The 17,382-nt window shown below is 66.1% G+C and carries 16 protein-coding genes; 6 read left to right on the top strand and 10 right to left on the bottom strand.

Features of this window, described 5'->3' with window-relative positions; translation table 11 throughout:
- The first annotated feature begins 80 nt into the window (after positions 1-80).
- Positions 81-656 carry a hypothetical protein gene (locus AD72_RS36745; RefSeq protein WP_156365322.1) on the top strand — a complete coding sequence of 192 codons (576 nt, stop codon included), beginning with the start codon at positions 81-83 and terminating at the stop codon, positions 654-656.
- A gap of 348 nt (positions 657-1,004) precedes the next feature.
- Here AD72_RS36745 and AD72_RS36740 read toward each other — a convergent pair whose 3' ends face one another.
- The 9 genes from AD72_RS36740 to AD72_RS22075 all read right to left on the bottom strand — a co-directional run bounded on the left by AD72_RS36740 (position 1,005) and on the right by AD72_RS22075 (position 9,917).
- Positions 1,005-1,247 (bottom strand): hypothetical protein, encoded by a 243-nt coding sequence (locus AD72_RS36740; protein WP_156365321.1) that lies wholly within the window; start codon positions 1,245-1,247, stop codon positions 1,005-1,007.
- Between the two features lie 198 nt (positions 1,248-1,445).
- A complete protein-coding gene (locus AD72_RS22110) occupies positions 1,446-2,183 on the bottom strand; it encodes an SDR family NAD(P)-dependent oxidoreductase (protein ID WP_031468466.1) in 738 nt (245 codons plus the stop codon).
- Complete coding sequence (locus tag AD72_RS22105; RefSeq protein ID WP_031468465.1) at positions 2,180-3,691, bottom strand: acyl-CoA synthetase; 1,512 nt, start codon at positions 3,689-3,691, stop codon at positions 2,180-2,182. Before AD72_RS22105 ends, AD72_RS22110 begins: the two co-directional genes overlap by 4 nt.
- The gene (locus tag AD72_RS22100; protein ID WP_031468464.1) at positions 3,691-4,464 is read right to left on the bottom strand and encodes an SDR family NAD(P)-dependent oxidoreductase; all 774 of its coding nucleotides are present in this window, start codon (positions 4,462-4,464) and stop codon (positions 3,691-3,693) included. The genes AD72_RS22105 and AD72_RS22100 overlap by 1 nt, the downstream gene beginning before the upstream one ends.
- A gap of 8 nt (positions 4,465-4,472) precedes the next feature.
- Positions 4,473-5,222: an SDR family NAD(P)-dependent oxidoreductase gene (locus AD72_RS22095; protein WP_231644927.1), complete on the bottom strand. Its 750-nt coding sequence runs from the start codon at positions 5,220-5,222 to the stop codon at positions 4,473-4,475.
- The gene (locus tag AD72_RS22090; RefSeq protein WP_037346916.1) at positions 5,219-5,599 is read right to left on the bottom strand and encodes a carboxymuconolactone decarboxylase family protein; all 381 of its coding nucleotides are present in this window, start codon (positions 5,597-5,599) and stop codon (positions 5,219-5,221) included. The genes AD72_RS22095 and AD72_RS22090 overlap by 4 nt, the downstream gene beginning before the upstream one ends.
- Positions 5,600-5,627: 28 nt before the next feature.
- On the bottom strand, positions 5,628-7,580 hold the full coding sequence (locus AD72_RS22085) for a hydantoinase B/oxoprolinase family protein (protein ID WP_031468461.1): 1,953 nt from the start codon (positions 7,578-7,580) through the stop codon (positions 5,628-5,630).
- Positions 7,581-7,585: 5 nt separating this feature from the next.
- Positions 7,586-9,616: a hydantoinase/oxoprolinase family protein gene (locus AD72_RS22080; protein ID WP_031468460.1), complete on the bottom strand. Its 2,031-nt coding sequence runs from the start codon at positions 9,614-9,616 to the stop codon at positions 7,586-7,588.
- 34 nt (positions 9,617-9,650) lie between these two features.
- A complete protein-coding gene (locus tag AD72_RS22075; RefSeq protein WP_051898880.1) occupies positions 9,651-9,917 on the bottom strand; it encodes a hypothetical protein in 267 nt (88 codons plus the stop codon).
- A gap of 183 nt (positions 9,918-10,100) precedes the next feature.
- Here AD72_RS22075 and AD72_RS22070 point away from each other — a divergent pair, with 183 nt between their 5' ends.
- Entirely contained in the window at positions 10,101-10,790 is a 690-nt protein-coding gene (locus AD72_RS22070) for a TetR/AcrR family transcriptional regulator (RefSeq protein ID WP_031468458.1), read from the top strand.
- A gap of 12 nt (positions 10,791-10,802) precedes the next feature.
- Here the strand turns inward: AD72_RS22070 and AD72_RS22065 are convergent, their stop codons facing one another.
- Entirely contained in the window at positions 10,803-12,773 is a 1,971-nt protein-coding gene (locus AD72_RS22065; RefSeq protein WP_031468457.1) for an alpha-ketoacid dehydrogenase subunit alpha/beta, read from the bottom strand.
- A gap of 117 nt (positions 12,774-12,890) precedes the next feature.
- On the opposite strand from AD72_RS22065, the gene AD72_RS22060 reads away from it, so the two are divergent.
- The 4 genes from AD72_RS22060 to AD72_RS22045 all read left to right on the top strand — a co-directional run bounded on the left by AD72_RS22060 (position 12,891) and on the right by AD72_RS22045 (position 17,246).
- Positions 12,891-13,943 (top strand): 2,3-butanediol dehydrogenase, encoded by a 1,053-nt coding sequence (locus AD72_RS22060; RefSeq protein WP_031468456.1) that lies wholly within the window; start codon positions 12,891-12,893, stop codon positions 13,941-13,943.
- Position 13,944: 1 nt separating this feature from the next.
- On the top strand, positions 13,945-15,099 hold the full coding sequence (locus AD72_RS22055) for an acyl-CoA dehydrogenase family protein (RefSeq protein ID WP_031468455.1): 1,155 nt from the start codon (positions 13,945-13,947) through the stop codon (positions 15,097-15,099).
- Between the two features lie 9 nt (positions 15,100-15,108).
- Positions 15,109-15,873: a crotonase/enoyl-CoA hydratase family protein gene (locus AD72_RS22050; protein WP_031468454.1), complete on the top strand. Its 765-nt coding sequence runs from the start codon at positions 15,109-15,111 to the stop codon at positions 15,871-15,873.
- Positions 15,874-15,938: 65 nt separating this feature from the next.
- On the top strand, positions 15,939-17,246 hold the full coding sequence (locus AD72_RS22045) for a 2-oxo acid dehydrogenase subunit E2 (RefSeq protein WP_051898879.1): 1,308 nt from the start codon (positions 15,939-15,941) through the stop codon (positions 17,244-17,246).
- Positions 17,247-17,382: the final 136 nt, after the last annotated feature.

Here is a 17,382-nt window from a genome sequence, read left to right as displayed (position 1 = left end):
CTCCACGATTTCAGGGGAAGCCCAGAGCCCACCCGGCCGCTGCTGTCGTCCCGACACGGCGTCGGCGTAGGCTCGCGGTCGTGGAGCTGAGCGAAATACCTCCGGCGCCCGGCGATCCCACCGAACGCGCGCTCCACTATGGGCGGGATGGGTACCTGCTGGTGCGGAACGCCGTGGACCCCGCACAGCTGGCGGCGATCAGGACACAGGTGAGCGCCGCCCTGCACGCCGGTGGGCTGGCGATGGCCACGGAACTGCGCTGGAGCGGAGCACCCGTCGGTGACCTGGAGGCCACCGGGATCAACGATGTGCCCGCACTCGACGAGCTTGTCGCGCGCATCGACGCCGGCACCGATGCGGTGCGGCCGGCTGCCGAGGACATCTGCGCAAAGCCCATGGTGGCGAGGCGGAGTCCGCACGTATTCGCCGCGATACCCGATGATCCCGCGCATGTGACGGTTCCACACCAGGACAACTTCGCGGTCCGCCGGGATGGCGATTACCGGCGGTTGTGGATGCGGAGAGATCATCACGGCCACATGTTTGCGGTTGGACCTACAAGCGATCCTCCCCTTGCTCGTAAGCGAGAGCGCTGTAGGGGGGGAGCAACTCGGCGCAACACTGGCGGTCGGCCGCCCGACTCGCACTGCAGTTGATCGAAAACGGGAGAATCCTTCCCGCTGTTATCGGCGCGATCCAGCCAGAAAACCGTCGGACAGGCTGGAAGGTCGGACCGATCCCGGCTGAGACTCGCGCGGCAGTCGACACTTTAAGGCACGTCTCGCAGTTTGTCGGTGGCGCGGTGCAGGTATTGCGCGACAGCCGCGTCACACATGGCCACCTGCCGCGCGTGCGTTGTGGGGCTGGCTCGGGCGATAACGGTGGACAGGCCAGCACGGTCACGCGCGGTTCGTCACGCTCCCACCGGTACTCCGCGAAGTGATCTTTCATCGCGGTAGAGTAACTCGTGAGTCGTCAAACGTGTTGCGAAACGGCGCCACGTGTTAACGCCCAAGTAATTTCCCAGCTGAGGGCAGTTCCTGCCAACATTCATACTGCCACACCACGTCTCCCGCCGGTTTGCTCGCGATCACCACCGCCGCGTCACTCACCGGCGCACGGTAATAGCGGCGCTCACCAGTGCTGTTCATGTAGAACAGCTGACCCTGCTGGGGTGGGCCGTCCGCTGGCTTGCCCAACGGCAGCACACACGCTTCCAACGAGCCGGCCTCGCCCTCGACGAACAAGCTCTGGTCCTCCCGCCACGATCGTCGGCGCGCAGGAACCCATGTGGTGGTTTTACTCGCGGAACGCCATTCCGTCCGGACCGGAATCCGGCGAACGCTTGCAACGGCTACCTCCAGCGGAACGCCGCAGACTGGCACCCGGACCAGGAACCTTTCAGCGGCGAACGGCAGTGAAGCTGAACTTCCGCATGGTCCCGGTCAGTGCGCCGTCCATCCTCCGTCGACGTGGAGTGTGGTGCCGGTCATGTAGGTGGACGCGTCACTGGCGAGGAAGACGGCGGCTCCGCCGAGTTCGGTCGGTTCGCCGGTGCGTCCCAGGGGAATCGCACCGGTGATCTTTTCGCCCCATCGGCTGTGCATCAGTGGTTCCGCCAATTCCGTGCCGAAGTATCCGGGTGCGATGGTGTTCACCCGGACACCCCGGTTCGCCCATTCGACCGCCAGCACTCGGGTCAGGGCTTCGAGGCCCCCTTTGCTCGCCGCATAGGGCGCGATACGTTCGAAGCCGGTTACGGCGTGGACCGAGGACACGTTGATGATGCTGCCGCCACCTTGCTCGAGCATCCGCTGCCCCGCGGCGCGGGCGCAGAACCAGCTCCCATCGAGGTTGACGTTCAGCACTCGCCGCCACTCTTCGTTCGATACCTGCTCGCTGCGTTTGAAGGTGGGGCTGATTCCGGCACAGTTAACGAGGATGTCGATCTGGCCGATTTGCTCGACGCATTCCTCCGCGAAGCCTTCGTCACTGACCGATCCCGGGAGTACCAGCGTGTTCTCCCCGAGTTCACCCGCCAGGGACTTGAGGTGGGAGCGGGTGCGAGAGGTGAGGGCCACAACGGAACCGGCTCCGGCGAGGGCGGTCGCCATTGCCCGGCCCAGTCCTTTTCCGGCTCCCGTCACCCAGGCCGTCTTGCCGGTGAGATCGAATTCGCTCATGTGATCACCGGAAGGGTCCGCAGATCGCGTTTGAGTACTTTGCCGGATGGCGTTCGAGGCAACTCGTCGAGAAACTGGATTTCCGCGGGTGCCTTGAACTTCGCGAGCCGCTCGCGGCAGAACGCTATAAGCTCCGCAGCCTCGAGCGCGGCGCCCTGACGCAGCACCACGAAGGCCTTGGGGACCTCGCCCCATCGTTCGTGCGCGACGCCGATCACCGCTGCCTCGAGCACATCGGGATGCTCGTACAGCACGCGCTCGACCTCGGGGGTCGCGATGTTCTCGCCGCCGGAGACGATCATGTCCTTCTTGCGATCCTCGACATACAGGTACCCGTCCTCGTCGACACGGCCGACGTCACCGGTGTGAAACCAGCCGTCCCGTATGGCTTTCGCCGTCGCCTCCGCATCCCGCCAGTAGCCGCCGAATACCTTCGGACCCGACAGGGTGATCTCCCCCAGCCGACCCTGCGGCACCTCGGCCCCGTTGCCGTCGACGATGCGCACGCGCAGGTGCACGACCGGTTTGCCGACCGAGCCTGCCTTCGCCAGCATGTGCTCGGCGTCGTTGAACGTGTCTCCGGAAGCGGTCTCGGTGAGGCCGTAAGCATCGGAGAACCAGGCGGAGGGGAACGCGGCCCGGATACGTTCGATCAGTGGCACGGGCATCTTCTCGCCTCCGCCGATGATGAAGCGGATCGACGAGGTGTCCCGCTCGGCGATATCGGGCCGTTGCAGCAGGGCGTTCATCATCGAGGGCGCCAGCCAGATGTTCGAGGGACGCTCGCCCTCGATGAGCTCGAGTACCTCGGCCGCGTCGAACTTGCGCGTGAGGATCAGCGAACCACCGGCGTGCAGGGTGCCGATTCCGGGAAGGTCGAGCGCGCCGACGTGGTAGAGCGGGCCGCAGACCAGTGTCGTGTCCGCACTGGTGATGCCGAATTCCACGATATGAGCGAGGTTCTTGTACAGCAGGTTGTCGTGGGAGATGCACACGCCCTTGGGACGGGAGGTGGTTCCCGAGGTGTACATCAGACGCTGGAGGTCGTGGGGCTCGACCGGCACGACCGGTACCCGCGCGCCCAGATTCCTGGCGATCAGCTCATCGTAGGATTTCCACCCCGCACGCCCCCGGCCGAGCAGGATCCGTTGTGCCAGGGGGATTTCGGCGACGACATCCGCGAACTCCTCCTCGGTGACAATCGCCGAGGCCTCCGCGTTACCGAGGATGTACTCCCATTCGGCGGGCGAGAGCCGGTAGTTCAGCGGCAGGAACGCCGCACCGATGCGGTTGAGCGCAAGAATCGTCTCCACGAACTCGACGTGGTTGTACATCAGCAGGGCGACATTGTCGCCCTGTGCGATTCCGAGCTCGAGCAGGCTCGCGGCGAGCGCGTTGACCCTGCTGTGGAGGTCACGGTTGGTCAATCGTGTCCCGCCCATGGTGAGCACGGTCTTGTCCGGGTATCTGCCCGTGTTGTGGTCGAGTACGGCCGCGAAGTTGTACATCACTGTTCCTTCGAGTGGAAGCTGTGCAGCTCGCCGCCGGCAGCGCCCCAGTGGATGGTGCTGATCATGCCTCCATCGGCGACGAGGTCGGCGCCGGTGACGAACTCGGATGCGGGACCGGCCAGGAATGCGACCACCCGGGCGATGTCGTCCGGCCGTCCCAGACGCCCGAGTGGGATGTTGTCCACGGTGGCCGAACGGATCAGCTCGTTTCCCAGGGTGTCCCGGTTCAGCCCGCTCTCGACCACGCCGGGGCTCACCGAGTTGATCCTGATCCCTTTCCCGGCGAGCTCGGCGGCGAGCTGCCTGGTGAGCGCGAGAACTCCGCCTTTCGAGGCCGTGTAGGAGGAGAACCCGTATCCGGTGTGCCCGGCGATCGAGGCGACCTGCACGATCGAACCGCCTCCGGCGTCCGCCATCCGCGGAACGATGTTGCGGAGCAGGACGAAATAGCCAGTCAGATTCACGTCCAGCACTCTCCGCCACTCCTCGAGGCTGCATTCGAGCAGTGTCTTGCGGACGATGATGCCCGCAGCGTTCACCAGCGTCCGAGGATTTCCGGGGAGCCGGTCGAGAACCTCGCGGATCGCGTCGTCATCGGTGACGTCCACCGTGAACTCCACGGCCTCCCCGCCGCGCGCTTCCACTTCGCCCCGTGTCTCGGCCGCGCCGGCTACGTCGAGCAGCGCGACCGGTGCCCCCGTTTCGGACAGCCGCAAGGCGCAGGCGCGGCCGATTCCTGATCCTGCTCCGGTGATGACTGTGCAGTCCATGGTCTTCCTCATCCCATCGCGTATCCGCCGTTGACATCCACGATCGTGCCGGTCATATAGCTCGCCGCCGGCGAGGCGAGGAACGCCGCCACGCGCGCGATCTCCGCCGGTTCGGCCAACCTGCCGAGCGGGCAGTAGTTCTCGCTGTAGCCCTTGCCTTCGATCATCTCTGTGGCGACCACGCCCGGAGCGACACCGTTGGCAATGACGCCGTTGCCGGCCTCGGTCTTGGCCAGCCACTTCACCATCGCGTGCACCGCGCCCTTGCTGGCGACGTAGTGCGGTCCGGCGAGCACGCCACCGACCTTTCCCGCCACCGAGCCGACGCAGACGACGCGTCCCCGGTGCTCACGCAGGGATGGCAGCGCGGCGCCGATGGTCCACAGGGTGCCCTTGACGTTGACCCCGAGCACTCTGTCCACTTCGAACTCGGTCAGTTCATCGACCGGCATCGCGTCGCCGTAGACCGCGGCGCAGGTGACCAGCGCGTCCAGCCGCCCAACCGCGCGAATCACCCGATCCACGCGTGCACGGTCGGTCACGTCGAGCCGGGCACCATCGGCTTTCCCGCCCGCGTCCCGGATCTCGGCCACGGTTTCAACCGGGTCCACGGCGTCGAACACGATCACCTCGGCGCCACCAGCGGCCAGCTCGCCCGCGATCCGCCTGCCGATGCCCCGCGCAGCGCCGGTCACCACCGCACGGTGCCCGTGCAGCGATGCCGGCCCACGCGGATCGAGCACGCCTGCCATGGTCATCCTGTTTTCTTTTGGTGTGCTTCCAGCTCTTCCATGAGCACCGGCATGCCAAGGGTGCAGGTGTGGATGCCGAGCACACTGGTCAGTTCGAGGACCTCCATGATCTCTTCCTTGGTGGCTCCGTAGCCGAGCGCGTTGCGGATGTGCTGCCGGAGGCCCGGTTCGTAGAGATGGGTGGTGGAGGCATCGATGGCGGTGTAGATCAGCTCTTTGATCTTCGGTTCGAGCACGCCGTTTTTCCACGGTACAGCGGAGAAGTTCACGTAGGCCTCGAAGAAATCGGGGTCCATCGTCAACAGGCCTTCCCAGAATGGGGCCCAGTAGCCTCGTTCGTCGACGAACCGCTCACGCAGCTCCCGCTGGCGTTCGCTCAACACCTCGGAATGAGAATTGGACACTTTTCCCTTACTTTCCGGCCATTTCAGCCCGTCGTTGCCTCGTGGCCTCGGTGTCGATCACCAGCCCCTCCGGGTCGGAGTGCGGGTGTCCGGTGATCACGACTCCGTACTTGTCGTAAGCTCCCTGGATACTCAGGTACTCGTCGCGCACGTCGTCGCGGACGGTCTCGGGATCGCGCCTGAGCGGATCGCCCCAGCCGCCACCACCGTTGGTCAGGTATCGGAAGACCGCGTTGGGTTTGGTGTGCCAGACCGGGCTGCTGGCGAAGTAGCAGTACTCGCCGTTTTCCTCATCGATCGTCTTGCTCACCGGATCGAGCATCCCGGCGACCGGTGTCGATCCGGCGTATACCTCCGGTTCGGTACCGATGAGATCCTTATCGCGCGCCACGTTCTTGTACTCGGCGGGGAATATCCAGACACCGCCGAGACCACCGTCGTGGCCACCGTAGACGCCGATACCGCTGGAGCTCTTGGTGTGCAGCGGACTCGACCAGTGTTCGGCCTCGGTGAGGTAGAGCGTGTCCTTGAGGACGCTGGCCCCGCCGCGGTGCTCGCCGACACCGCAGGAGTCGGGCGTGTATTCCTTGCGCAGCACCACGGCCGGGGTCTCCGACTCGATGGCCTCGGTCGCCGGGTCCAGGTTGTTCGCCTGATACATCACCGAGTAGCTGTCCGCGTCCCCGGCCTGCGTCGCACCCCACGGGCCGTGCTCCCCACCGCACTGCGCGGTGGTCACCCACGGCGTGCCGTCGGCGAGCACACCGGTGGCGGTGTGGATGTTCAGCGAACCGTAGTCTCCACCTACCGCCTTGCGCCCCAACGCCTTCTCCAGCGCACGGAACACCGCGAGCACCACGGGGCCGGTGCTCTCCCAGTACAGGAACACGGCGCCGTCCGGGGGTGTGGCACTGACGAAGGTTCCCGCGGGCAGCACGATGTCGACGTCACGGTAGGTGCCCGAGGTGAACGGTGTCTCCGGATCGATCAGGAACTTCAGCGCGACGCCGACCGCCGTCTTACAGTCGAGGATGCCGGCGTTGATGCTCGTCCTCGCCTGCGGCGAACTGCCGCTGAAATCGAGCTCCATCTTCCCGGCCGCCTTGGTGATCTTCAGATGGAGCCGGTACTCGACCGAGTCGTCGATGCCGTCGCAGTCGATCCCCTCTTCGGCTTCGTAGACCCCGTCGGGCAGTTCGCGCAGGGCGGCTCGCATCGACTCGGCGGACACATCGGTGGAATAGCGGACCGCGCCGAGGTAGGCGTCGATGCCGTACCGTCCGATGCTCTCGAGGATCAGCTGTTCGCCGAGCAGCAGGTTCTGATAGATGGTCTTGATGTCCGGCAACAGCAGTTCACAGAACCGGGCGTTGTCGAAAATGAGGTTGAACGAGGCCTTGATCGGCTCGTTGTTCTTGTACAACAGCATCGGCGCGATGACCAGACCGTTCTCGTACACGTTGCGCTTGGTGCCGCTGAATCCCGCCGGCACGACGCCGCCCATGTCCAGCTGGTGCGCGCGCAGTGAGACGAACGAGACCACCTTGCCGTCGTGGAAGACGGGCCGGATGAAGATGACGTCGTTGACGTGGTTGCCCGCACGGTACGGGTCGTTGCCGATCACCACGTCGCCCTCGCGCAGGTTCTCCACGCCGTATTCCTCGATGGTGTTGCGCACGCCCTCGGCCATCGTGCCGAGGAACATGGCGAGACTGTTGCTCACCGAGGACATCGGGTAGTTCTGCTCGGGAGGGCCGGAGATCGTCGCGGCGAAGTCGTACCAGTCGCGCAGGATCAGGGAGAACGCGTTGTTCAGCAGACCCGTGCACATGTGCTGCACGATGTAGCGCATCCGGCTGGACAACACCGAGGCCGTGAACCGGTCGGCACCGTAGCGCCGCGCGAACTGGGCGTCGTCCAGATCCTTCAGTGCGGTTTCCTGGGAAGAGAAATCGGTCATGAGTATCACGCCTTCCGGATGCGCAGCTCGCCATGAGTCCCGACGTGCGCGACCTGGCCGGGAATGAGGAACGTGGTGGACAACGGCTCGCGAATCACCGCGGGCCCGGGGATCCGGTCCCCGGCGCGCAGGTCCTCGCGCTGGTACTCGCCCGCTTCGATCTCGTCGTCGGTGAGGTAACGGATTCCGAGGGTGCGTGTCATCTGCGGGCTCTCGCCCGCGGGGCGCACGGGCAGCTCCGGGTACTCCACCTTGTCCGAGGTCGCCACCGCTTGCACGCGATAGGTGACGCCCTGCACGGGGAGCGCCTCGAAGCGGTTGCCGGAACGCTCGGCGTAGGCATCGTGGAAGTTCGACACCATTTGTTTCACCGCGTCCGCTGTGATCTCGCCGTCCGGAACACCGATGAACGGCGTCTCCCAGGTCTGACCGGCGAGCCGGGCGTCCATGCTGCGCACGAATGTCACGCGGTCGCGGTCCTGCTCCTTGAGGCTTTCGCGAAGCTTTTCCTCCATGGAGTGGTACACCTTGTCGATCTGCTCGGCCGCCTCGGGAACGAGCATGATGTAGGCACTTCGGCTGTCGGCGTAGACCAGATCCGAGGAAACCAGCCCCAACGCGGAGAACAGGCCCGGGTGCGGCGGCACGATCACCTCGGCGGCGTGCACCAGGTCCAGCACCGCGGGCAGCAGCATCGGTCCCGCGGCACCGTAGGCGACGAGGCTGTAGTCACGCGGATCGACGCCGTGCTGGATGGCGATGTTCACCACGCCTTCGGCGATGTTGTTGATGCCGATGTTGAACGCGTAGCTCACCCGCTGCTCGAAGGACAGCTTGCTCTCGAGGTTCTCGAAGGCCTGCCGGGACAGCTCCGGATCCAGCTTCATCCGGCCGCCCGCGAAGCCATCGGGGTCGATGATTCCCATCAGCAAGCAGGTGTCCGTCGTGGTCGGCTGGCTGCCGCCGAGGCCGTAGCAGGCGGGACCGGGGTCGGCGCCCGCACTGCCCGGGCCGACGTTGAGCTCACCCGCGTGGTTGATCGTGACCAGGCTGCCGCCGCCCGCTCCGATGCTGGAGACTTCGTTGGAGAGCGCGTTCACGATCAGGTCGTGCTCGAGCTCGAACGTGGTGTTCACGAACGGCTCACCCTCGCTGACCATGCTGATGTCACATGAGGTGCCGCCGACGTCCGCGCAGAGCAGATTCTCCGCGTCGATCAGTCCGCCGAAGTGCGCACTGGACACGGTGCCTGCCGCGGGACCGGCGAACACGATCCGGAACGGATGCTCCATGGCGATGTCGGAACGCACCAGCTGGGCGGCGCAGTCGGCGAAGTTCAGGTCGCCATCGAAATTCAGCTCGCGCAGGCCGGCGTCCAGCCGTTCGGTGTATTCGCCGTAGATCAACCGCATGAAAACATCGACAACGGTGGTCGACGCCCTGGCGAACTCCTTGGCCAGTGGCGAGACCTCGCTGGAGATCGAGACGGGAACATCGCCGAGTTCCTCGTGGACCAGCTCGCGGACACGTTCTTCGTTGTGGTGGTTCACGTAGGCGTTGAGCAGGCAGATGGCCACGCCCTCCACCTCGCATTTGCGCAGTACGGCGAGTTCCTCGCGTACGTGATCCTCGTCGAGGTCGATCAGCACCCCGCCGTCGGCGGTGACGCGCTCGCGAATACCCCGGCGCAGATAACGTGGCACAAGGGGGCGGTTCGCGTCGCCGTAGGAGCGCCGCCACGCGGGATTCATCAGTCCTTCGACCGGGCGCCAGGTGCGCCCGATGTCGAGGATGTCGCGGTGACCAAGTGTGGTCAGGAACGCTATTTTCGGCAGCCGCCTGGTGATGATCGCGTTCAGTCCGTGCGTGCTGGCGTGGTTGAACACCGCGGAATCGGCGACGCCGATCTCCTTGGCCCCCTTGAGCACGCCGCGTTCGGTCGTGCGCACGTCAGTGGTCACCTTGACCGTCTTGATCTGCCCATCAGCGATAGCCACCACGTCCGTGAACGTGCCGCCGACGTCTACTCCGATCATAGAGCTGACCGCCTTCCTTTTCGTTGGAGGAGTTCTAATTGACGTCGAGACCTTCGGAGGTCAACTCGATCGGGCCGAGCAGGCGCCATGGCTCGCGGCTGACCGAGACCAGCGTCTTCTGGTGCTTGACGACCATGAACCAGCCGCCTTCGGAGAGCACCGGATAGCGCCGGAAATCCGCTGCCGTAGATCCCGGGAAATCCCGCTCGAGATTCACGCCGAGCTCACGCAACTGGCTTTCGCTGACCTCGTCCCGGGATACCGAAATTCCTTCCGAAACGGGAGTTTTCTGATCACTCATTGGGCATCACCTCGGTGTGTTGTGCCGCTTCCCGGGTTTCGTGTACCAGTCGGACCACGAAACAGTGACGGGAAGCACTGTAAGACTCGAACGACCCGCTGACAAGTCCGGACCGGGTGAAGGTGGCGCCATCCGCTCATGCCGTACCCACACGGGCGCTTCGGTGGAATAGGCTCTGTGGTCATGCCAAGGCCACCAGGACACGGACCGGGTTACGAGACCAGGCGCCAGGAGATCATCGATCTGGCCGCGGAAGTCTTCGCGCGCCAAGGGTATGCCGCGACGGGAATCGCCGAACTGTGCGAGGTCGTCGGCCTGGCCAAGGGCGCGCTGTACTACTACATCGGTTCGAAGGAGAACCTGCTCGTCGAGATCCAGAACCGGGTGCTGCGGCCGCTGTTGACCGCGGGCAGGCGGATCGCCGCGTTGGAGGAGGATCCGGTCCTTCGGTTGCGGCTGCTCTCCGAGACGTTGCTCGGCATCATCCTGAACAACCTCGACCACGTCTGGGTGTACGAGCACGACTACCGGCACCTGCGGGGCACCAACCGGTCGCGGCTGCTGCGCCAGCGCCGTGAGTTCGAGAAGATCGTGCAGGACCTGCTGGTGGCCGCGATGGACACCGGCGTGTTCCGCCGGTTCGACCCGAGACTGGCGATGCTGCAGTTCCTCAACCTGCACAACCACACCTACCAGTGGGCCAAGGCCGACGGCCCGTGGGACGCGTCGTTCCTTTCCCGGGAGTACTGCGCGACGCTCGTCTCGGGGTTCTGCAGCCCCGGATACGACGTCGGCGATCTCGAGCAGCGCGTCCGGCAGTTCCGCGAACGCTATGCGGGCGCGACGCTCGACGCTCCGACACTCAGCTCGTGATCGCCGCCGGGCTCAGGCGTGTACCGCCTCGCGGACGGCCGCGGCGATGCGGTCCTTGCCCGGCAGCCAGGCTTGTTCCAGCGACGGAGCGTACGGTGCGGGGGTCGATTCGGCGCCGACGCGGATGACCGGTGCGTCGAGGGTCCAGAAGCCCTCCCTCGCGGCGACCGCCGCGAGCTCGGCGCCGACGCCGAACTCACCGACCGCCTGATGCGCCACGACGAGCCGGTTCGTCTTGGCGAGCGAGCGCAGGACGGTCTCGGTGTCCAGCGGCGCGATCGTGCGCAGATCGATGAGTTCGACGCTGATTCCTTCCTCCGCAAGCGTTTCCGCGGCCTTCTCGCAGTCCTGCATCATCTTCGAGTAGGACACCAGTGTCACGTCGGTGCCCGCACGGCGCAGCACGGCCTTGCCGAGCGGCACCAGATGCCGCGGTGACGGCCTCGGCCCTTTCATCCCGTACATCAGCCGGTTCTCCACGAAGATGACGGGGTTCGGGTCACGGATCGCGGCGCGTAACAGACCGTAGGTGTCGGCGGGAGTGGACGGCATCACCACGGTGAGCCCGGGAATATGCGCGAGCAGGGCCTCCAGACTCTGCGAATGCTGGCTGCCCGAGGACTTTCCCGATCCGAACTGTGTGCGCACGACCATCGGCAGACTGACAGCACCTCCTGTCATGTACCGCAGCTTCGCGGCCTGATTCATCAGCTGGTCGAAGCACACACCGAGGAAATCGAAGTACATCAGTTCGACGATCGGTCGCATGCCCGCCATCGCCGCACCGACCCCGGTACCGATGATCGCGCTCTCCGAGATCGGCGTGTCGCGCACCCGGCCCGGGTACCGCTCGGCAAGGCCCCTGGTCAAGCCGAACACGTTGCCACCGCTGCCGACGTCGATCCCGGCCAGGAACACCGAACCGTCGTGCTCGAGCTCGTACTCGAGCGCGTGCTGGATGGCGTGCATGGTCTTGAAAGTCTCACCGTCGGCCGCCGGCGGTTCGGGAACCGGTTCCCTCGGCACGCTCACGAAATGGTGCAGGGTCTCCGGTCCGGGCTCTTCGGCGGCCCGCGCCTGCTCGACCGCGGCCTCGATCTGCTCGTCCACCCGGCGATCGATCTCGCCGACCGGCACTCCCGCCGCACGCAGCCGGTCACCGAGCAGCACCAACGGATCCCGTTCCTGCCACTCGGCGAGTTCCTCGGGCGCCCGATAGCGCTCGGGGTCTCCCTCGTAGTGCCCGTGCCAGCGGTAGGTATCCGCCTCGACGAGCACCGGCCCGCCGCCGGAGCGCAGCTGTCGCACGAGCTCGGCGATCAGCTCGGCGACAGCGACGACGTCGTTACCGTCGACCGCGCGGAAATCCACGTCGTACCCGGCGGCCCTGGCCGAAAGCGAGGCCCTCGTCTGCGTCGCGACCGGCGAGAATTCCGCGTACTTGTTGTTCTCACAGCAGAAGATCACCGGCAACCGCCAGACCGAGGCCAGGTTCACCGCCTCGTGGAACATGCCCTGCGATACCGCGCCGTCGCCGAAGAACGCCAGCACCACGCCGCCCTGCTCACGCAGCTGGGCCGCGGTACCGGCACCCACCGCGATCGGCAGTCCGGCGGCGACGATCCCGTTGGCACCGAAGACCCCCTTGCGCGGGTCGGCGATGTGCATCGATCCGCCGCGCCCCTGACAGGTTCCGGTGCGCCTGCCCATCAGCTCGGCGAACATGCCCGTGACGTCGAGGCCCTTCGCGATGCAGTGACCGTGCCCGCGATGCGTCGAGGTCACCACGTCGCGCTCGTCGAGCGGCCAGCACGCGCCCACCGCCGAAGCCTCCTGCCCGATCGAGAGGTGCAGGAACCCGGGGATCTCGTTCGCGCGGTACAGCCGGGACGCCTTGTCCTCGAACTGCCGAATCAGGCGCATCCGCCGGTACATCTCCGTCCGTGTCTCGACATCGATGTCGTTCACCTGGGTGGAAGTCATCGTGCACCCGCCCTCATCGTCGTTGAGTTTCGGCCCGCCCCCTTGACATCTGGCGGCGAACGACGATTCTTGTACCGATCGCGCTAAAAAACAACACCGACGCGAAAGGCGGATCGGATGCGAGCCTTGCGGTGGCACGGGCTGAGTGATCTGCGACTGGACGAGGTGCCCGACCCCACCGATCCCGGTCCCGGCGAAGTGGTCGTCGAGGTCTCCTACTGCGGTGTGTGCGGAACCGACCTGCACGAGTACAGCCACGGACCGAACCTCATCCGCACCCGAGCGCACCCGCTGACCGGGGTCGAGCCGCCGATCACACTCGGGCACGAGTTCAGCGGCACCGTGGCCGCGCTCGGCGGGCCGGTACCGGGCATCTCGATCGACATGCGGGTGGCGGTGGATCCGTGTCTGCGCTGCGGCGTTTGCCGCTGGTGCCGTCACGGCGAGTACCACATCTGCGCGAAGGGCGGCTCGATCGGACTCGCTTCTCCCGGAGCTTTCGCCCGGTACGTCACCGTACCGGCCGAAGGCCTGGTACCGATCCCCGACGGCGTATCGGATCAGGTGGCCGCGCTGGCCGAGCCCCTTGCCGTCGGGCTGCACGCCGTCCGCAGGGCCGGCGTGCAGCCCGGTGACAACGCGCTGCTCATCGGGGCAGGACCGATCGGCATCTCTGTCCTGATGGCACTCACGCTCGCGGGAGCGGCGGGCATCTACGTCAGCGAACCCGCACCGGAGCGGGCGCGGCTCGCCGCCGAGCTGGGAGCCACCGAGGTATACGACCCGGCCGTGGCCGACGTACGCCGCGAGGTGTTCCTGCGCACCGGCCGCATCGGCCCGGACGTCGTCGTCGAGGCGACCGGCAGACCCGATCTCGTCGAGCTGGCGATCACCACGGTCCGCCGCGGCGGGCGAGCGGTGCTCGCGGGCATCAGCGGCGACGCGGCCGCGCTGCCGGTCACCCAGATCGTTCCGTTCGAACGGACGGTGCTCGGTTCGCTCGGCTACAACTTCGACATCCCGAGGGTGCTCGACCTGATCGCCACCGGACGATTCGATCCGAGACCGCTGTTGACCGGCGTGTACCCGCTTTCCCGTGGGCTGGACGCGTTTCACGATCTCGCCGCGGGCTCTCACCTGAAGATCCTGCTCGACCCCAAGGAGCACTGAAATGGATTTCGACTTGCCCGAGGAAACCGTGGCGCTGCGGCGGATGTGCCGTGACTTCGCGGCCAAGGAGATCGAGCCGTTCGCCGACGACTGGTCCGAACGCGGCCATTTCCCGGTCGAGGTCTTCCACAAACTCGGCGAACTGGGCCTGATGGGGATGCTGGTCGAGCAGGAATACGGTGGCACCGACGCGGGCCTGGTGACCTATGTCGCCGCGATGGAGGAACTCGGCATCGCGGACCAGTCGGTGGCCTCGGCATGGAACGCGCACTCCACCATCGCCACCCTCCCGCTGGCGACTTTCGGTACACACGAACAGAAGCAGCGCTGGCTGCGGCCACTGGCCACGGGCCAGAAGATCGGCGCCTTCGGGCTGACCGAGTCGACGGCCGGGTCCGACGCGGCCGGGATCCGGACCAGGGCAAGGGCCGAAGCGGGTGGCTGGGTCCTCAACGGCACCAAGATGTTCATCAGTAACGCCGGTACCGAGATGAGCCTCGGAGTCACCGTTCTCGCCGTGACGGGAGAAAACGCGGACGGCGGCAAACGCTACGGCGTGTTCTTCGTTCCGGACGGAACACCCGGGTACGAGAAAGGGCAACCACTGCGCAAGCTCGGGTGGCACGCGCTGGACACCCGAGAGCTGATGTTCAACGACTGCTGGATTCCCGACGACCACCTGATCGGTGACGAGGGCAACGGCTTGCGGGACTTCCTCGACGTACTCGACGCGGGCCGGGTCAGCGTGGCCGCGCTGTCGCTCTCACTGGCACAGGCGGCACTGGATCTCGCCGTCCGCCACGCGGGGGAACGGGAGCAGTTCGGCAAGCCCCTGAACAAGTTCCAGGCGGTCGGGCACAAGCTCGCGGACATGGCAACCGAAGTCGAAGCCGCGCGGGGACTGGTCTACCGGGCGGCCTGGCTCGCGGACCAACGCAGGCCGTTCGGCCAGGCAGCCGCGATGGCCAAGCTCTACGCCTCCGAGGTGGCCAACCGAGCGGCCAGCGCGAGCGTGCAGATCCACGGCGGTTACGGATACATCCGTGAATCCAAGATCTCCCGATTCTATGCGGACGCGAAAATCCTCGAGATCGGCGAAGGCACCAGCGAGGTCCAGCGCAACGTCATCGCCCGGACGCTGACTCCGCGCTTCTAGGAGACTCCGATGGAAAGTGAAGTACTCGTCGAGGAACGAGAGCAGATCCTGATCATCACCATCAACAGGCCACAGGCACGCAACGCGATCGACTCGGCCGTCGCCGAGAAGATCAGCGCCGCGATCGACACGCTCGCCGAACGCGATGACCTCCTGGCCGGCGTACTCACCGGATCCGGGGGAACCTTCTGCTCGGGCATGGACCTGAAGGCCTTCGTGCGCGGCGAATCCGTGATCCTGCCCGGTCTGGGGCTGGCCGGAATGACCGAACGGGTGCTACGAAAACCGATGATCGCCGCCGTCGAAGGCTACGCGCTGGCCGGGGGCACCGAACTGGCACTCGCCTGCGATCTCATCGTCGCCGCCGAGAACGCACAGTTCGGGATCCCGGAGGTCAAACGGGGCATCGTGGCCGCGGCGGGCGGACTTCTACGTCTGCCGCAGCGCATTCCCTGCCAGCTGGCAATGGAATACGCACTCACCGGTGACCCGTTCTCCGCGGCCGATGCGCACCGTCATGGACTCGTGAATCGCCTCACCACGCCAGGTGGGGCGCTCGCTGAGGCGCTGGCGCTCGCGCGCCGGATCAACGCCAACGCTCCCCTCGCCGTCCGCGCCTCGAAAGAAGTCATCGGACATGCCGCCGATTCCGCGAGCCCCGAGGCTTTCCGCGAGCAGCACGCGCTGCTCGAACCGGTCTTCTCCTCCGCCGACGCGCAGGAGGGCGCGCGTTCATTCGCCGAGAAGCGAAAACCGGTGTGGCAGGGCCGATGACGGGCAGTGTCCTTGGCTGACACAGTCCGGTCACCGCACCAAGAATCACAGGGAGCACGCGAACGATGGCATACTCGGTCACACTGCCCGCGCTCGGGGAAAGCGTCACCGACGGCACAGTCACCCGATGGCTGAAACAGGAAGGTGACGCTGTCGCCCTCGACGAGCCGCTGCTGGAGGTCTCGACCGACAAGGTCGACACCGAGGTCCCCTCGCCCATCGCGGGCACGCTGCAACGCATCGCCGTGCGGGAAGACGAGACGATCGAAGTCGGCGGAGAGCTCGCGGTGATCGAGGAGGACACGGGCGCGGAGCCGACCACCTCGACCGGGAACGACCGGCCCGCCAAGCGGGAAGCCAGTGCTGCACCGGAACCCACAGAACCTTCGGGCCCGGTCCGCGCTCCCGAAGACAAGCGCGCGCTCCCCTATGCCACACCCCGGGCCCGCAGGCTCGCCTCCGAGCACGGCATCGACCTCTCGACACCCGGCTTCGCCGGTGCCGGCGGCCGGATCAGACAACGGGACGTGCTCGCCGCCATCGAGGCCGGGCAGCGGGGCGCACCAAGCCCGGTTCCATCCGAGCCGAAAGACCCGGCCCCCGATGCACCGCCGGCGGCACGGTCCCGAGCATCCCCGGCGCGGGCGGAGACACACCACGTCACGGAGAAAGCGAGCCGGACCCGCCAGACGATCGCCCGGCGCACACGGGAGTCACTGCAGGCTTCGGCCCAGCTGACCCAGGTGTTCGAGGTCGACTTCACCAGAATCGCCCGATTGCGCGAACAAGCCGGAGCGAGCTTCCACGCACGAGAGGGCGTCGAACTGACCTTCCTGCCGTTTCTCGCGAAAGCCACGATCGAGGCGCTCGGACGACATCCGGAACTCAACGCCTGCTTCCACGAAGAGACCAAGGAGATCACCTACTTCGACCAGGTCGACCTCGCCGTCGCGGTGGACACCGGGAAAGGCCAGCTTTCGCCCGTCGTCCCGGACGCGGGGCAGCTGAACCTCGCGGGTTTGAGCCGCGCGATCGCCGACCTGGCCTCCCGCACGCGAGCCCAGCGAGTCACGGCGGACGAACTCTCCGGGGGCACATTCACGGTGACCGACCTCGGCAGCAACGGCGCGCTGTTCGACACACCGATCATCAACCAGCCACAATCGGGAATCCTCGGCCTCGGCTCGATAGTCAAGCGACCGGTCACAACGGAGGGACCCGAGGGACAAGAGACGATCGCGATTCGCTCAATGGCCTACCTCGCATTGACCTACGACCACCGCATCATCGACGGCGCAGACGCCGGCCGATTCCTGACCACGATCAAGCGGCGTCTGCAAGAGGGGCAGTTCCACGAAGAGCTCGGCCTATAACCGGATGCCACGAGCCACCGCAAGACGCACCCATCGATCAAGCCCTTCAGACCACGACTCCTCCTCCACTCCAGCGGTGAGGATGTCCCGAGTGAGCTTCCCCTTGAATCGTGGAGGCTGGTGTGCCCCGGGGTTC

Source organism: Sciscionella sediminilitoris (assembly GCF_000737195.2).
GTDB lineage: Bacteria > Actinomycetota > Actinomycetes > Mycobacteriales > Pseudonocardiaceae > Sciscionella > Sciscionella sediminilitoris.
This window is presented reverse-complemented; position numbering and strand designations above follow the sequence as displayed.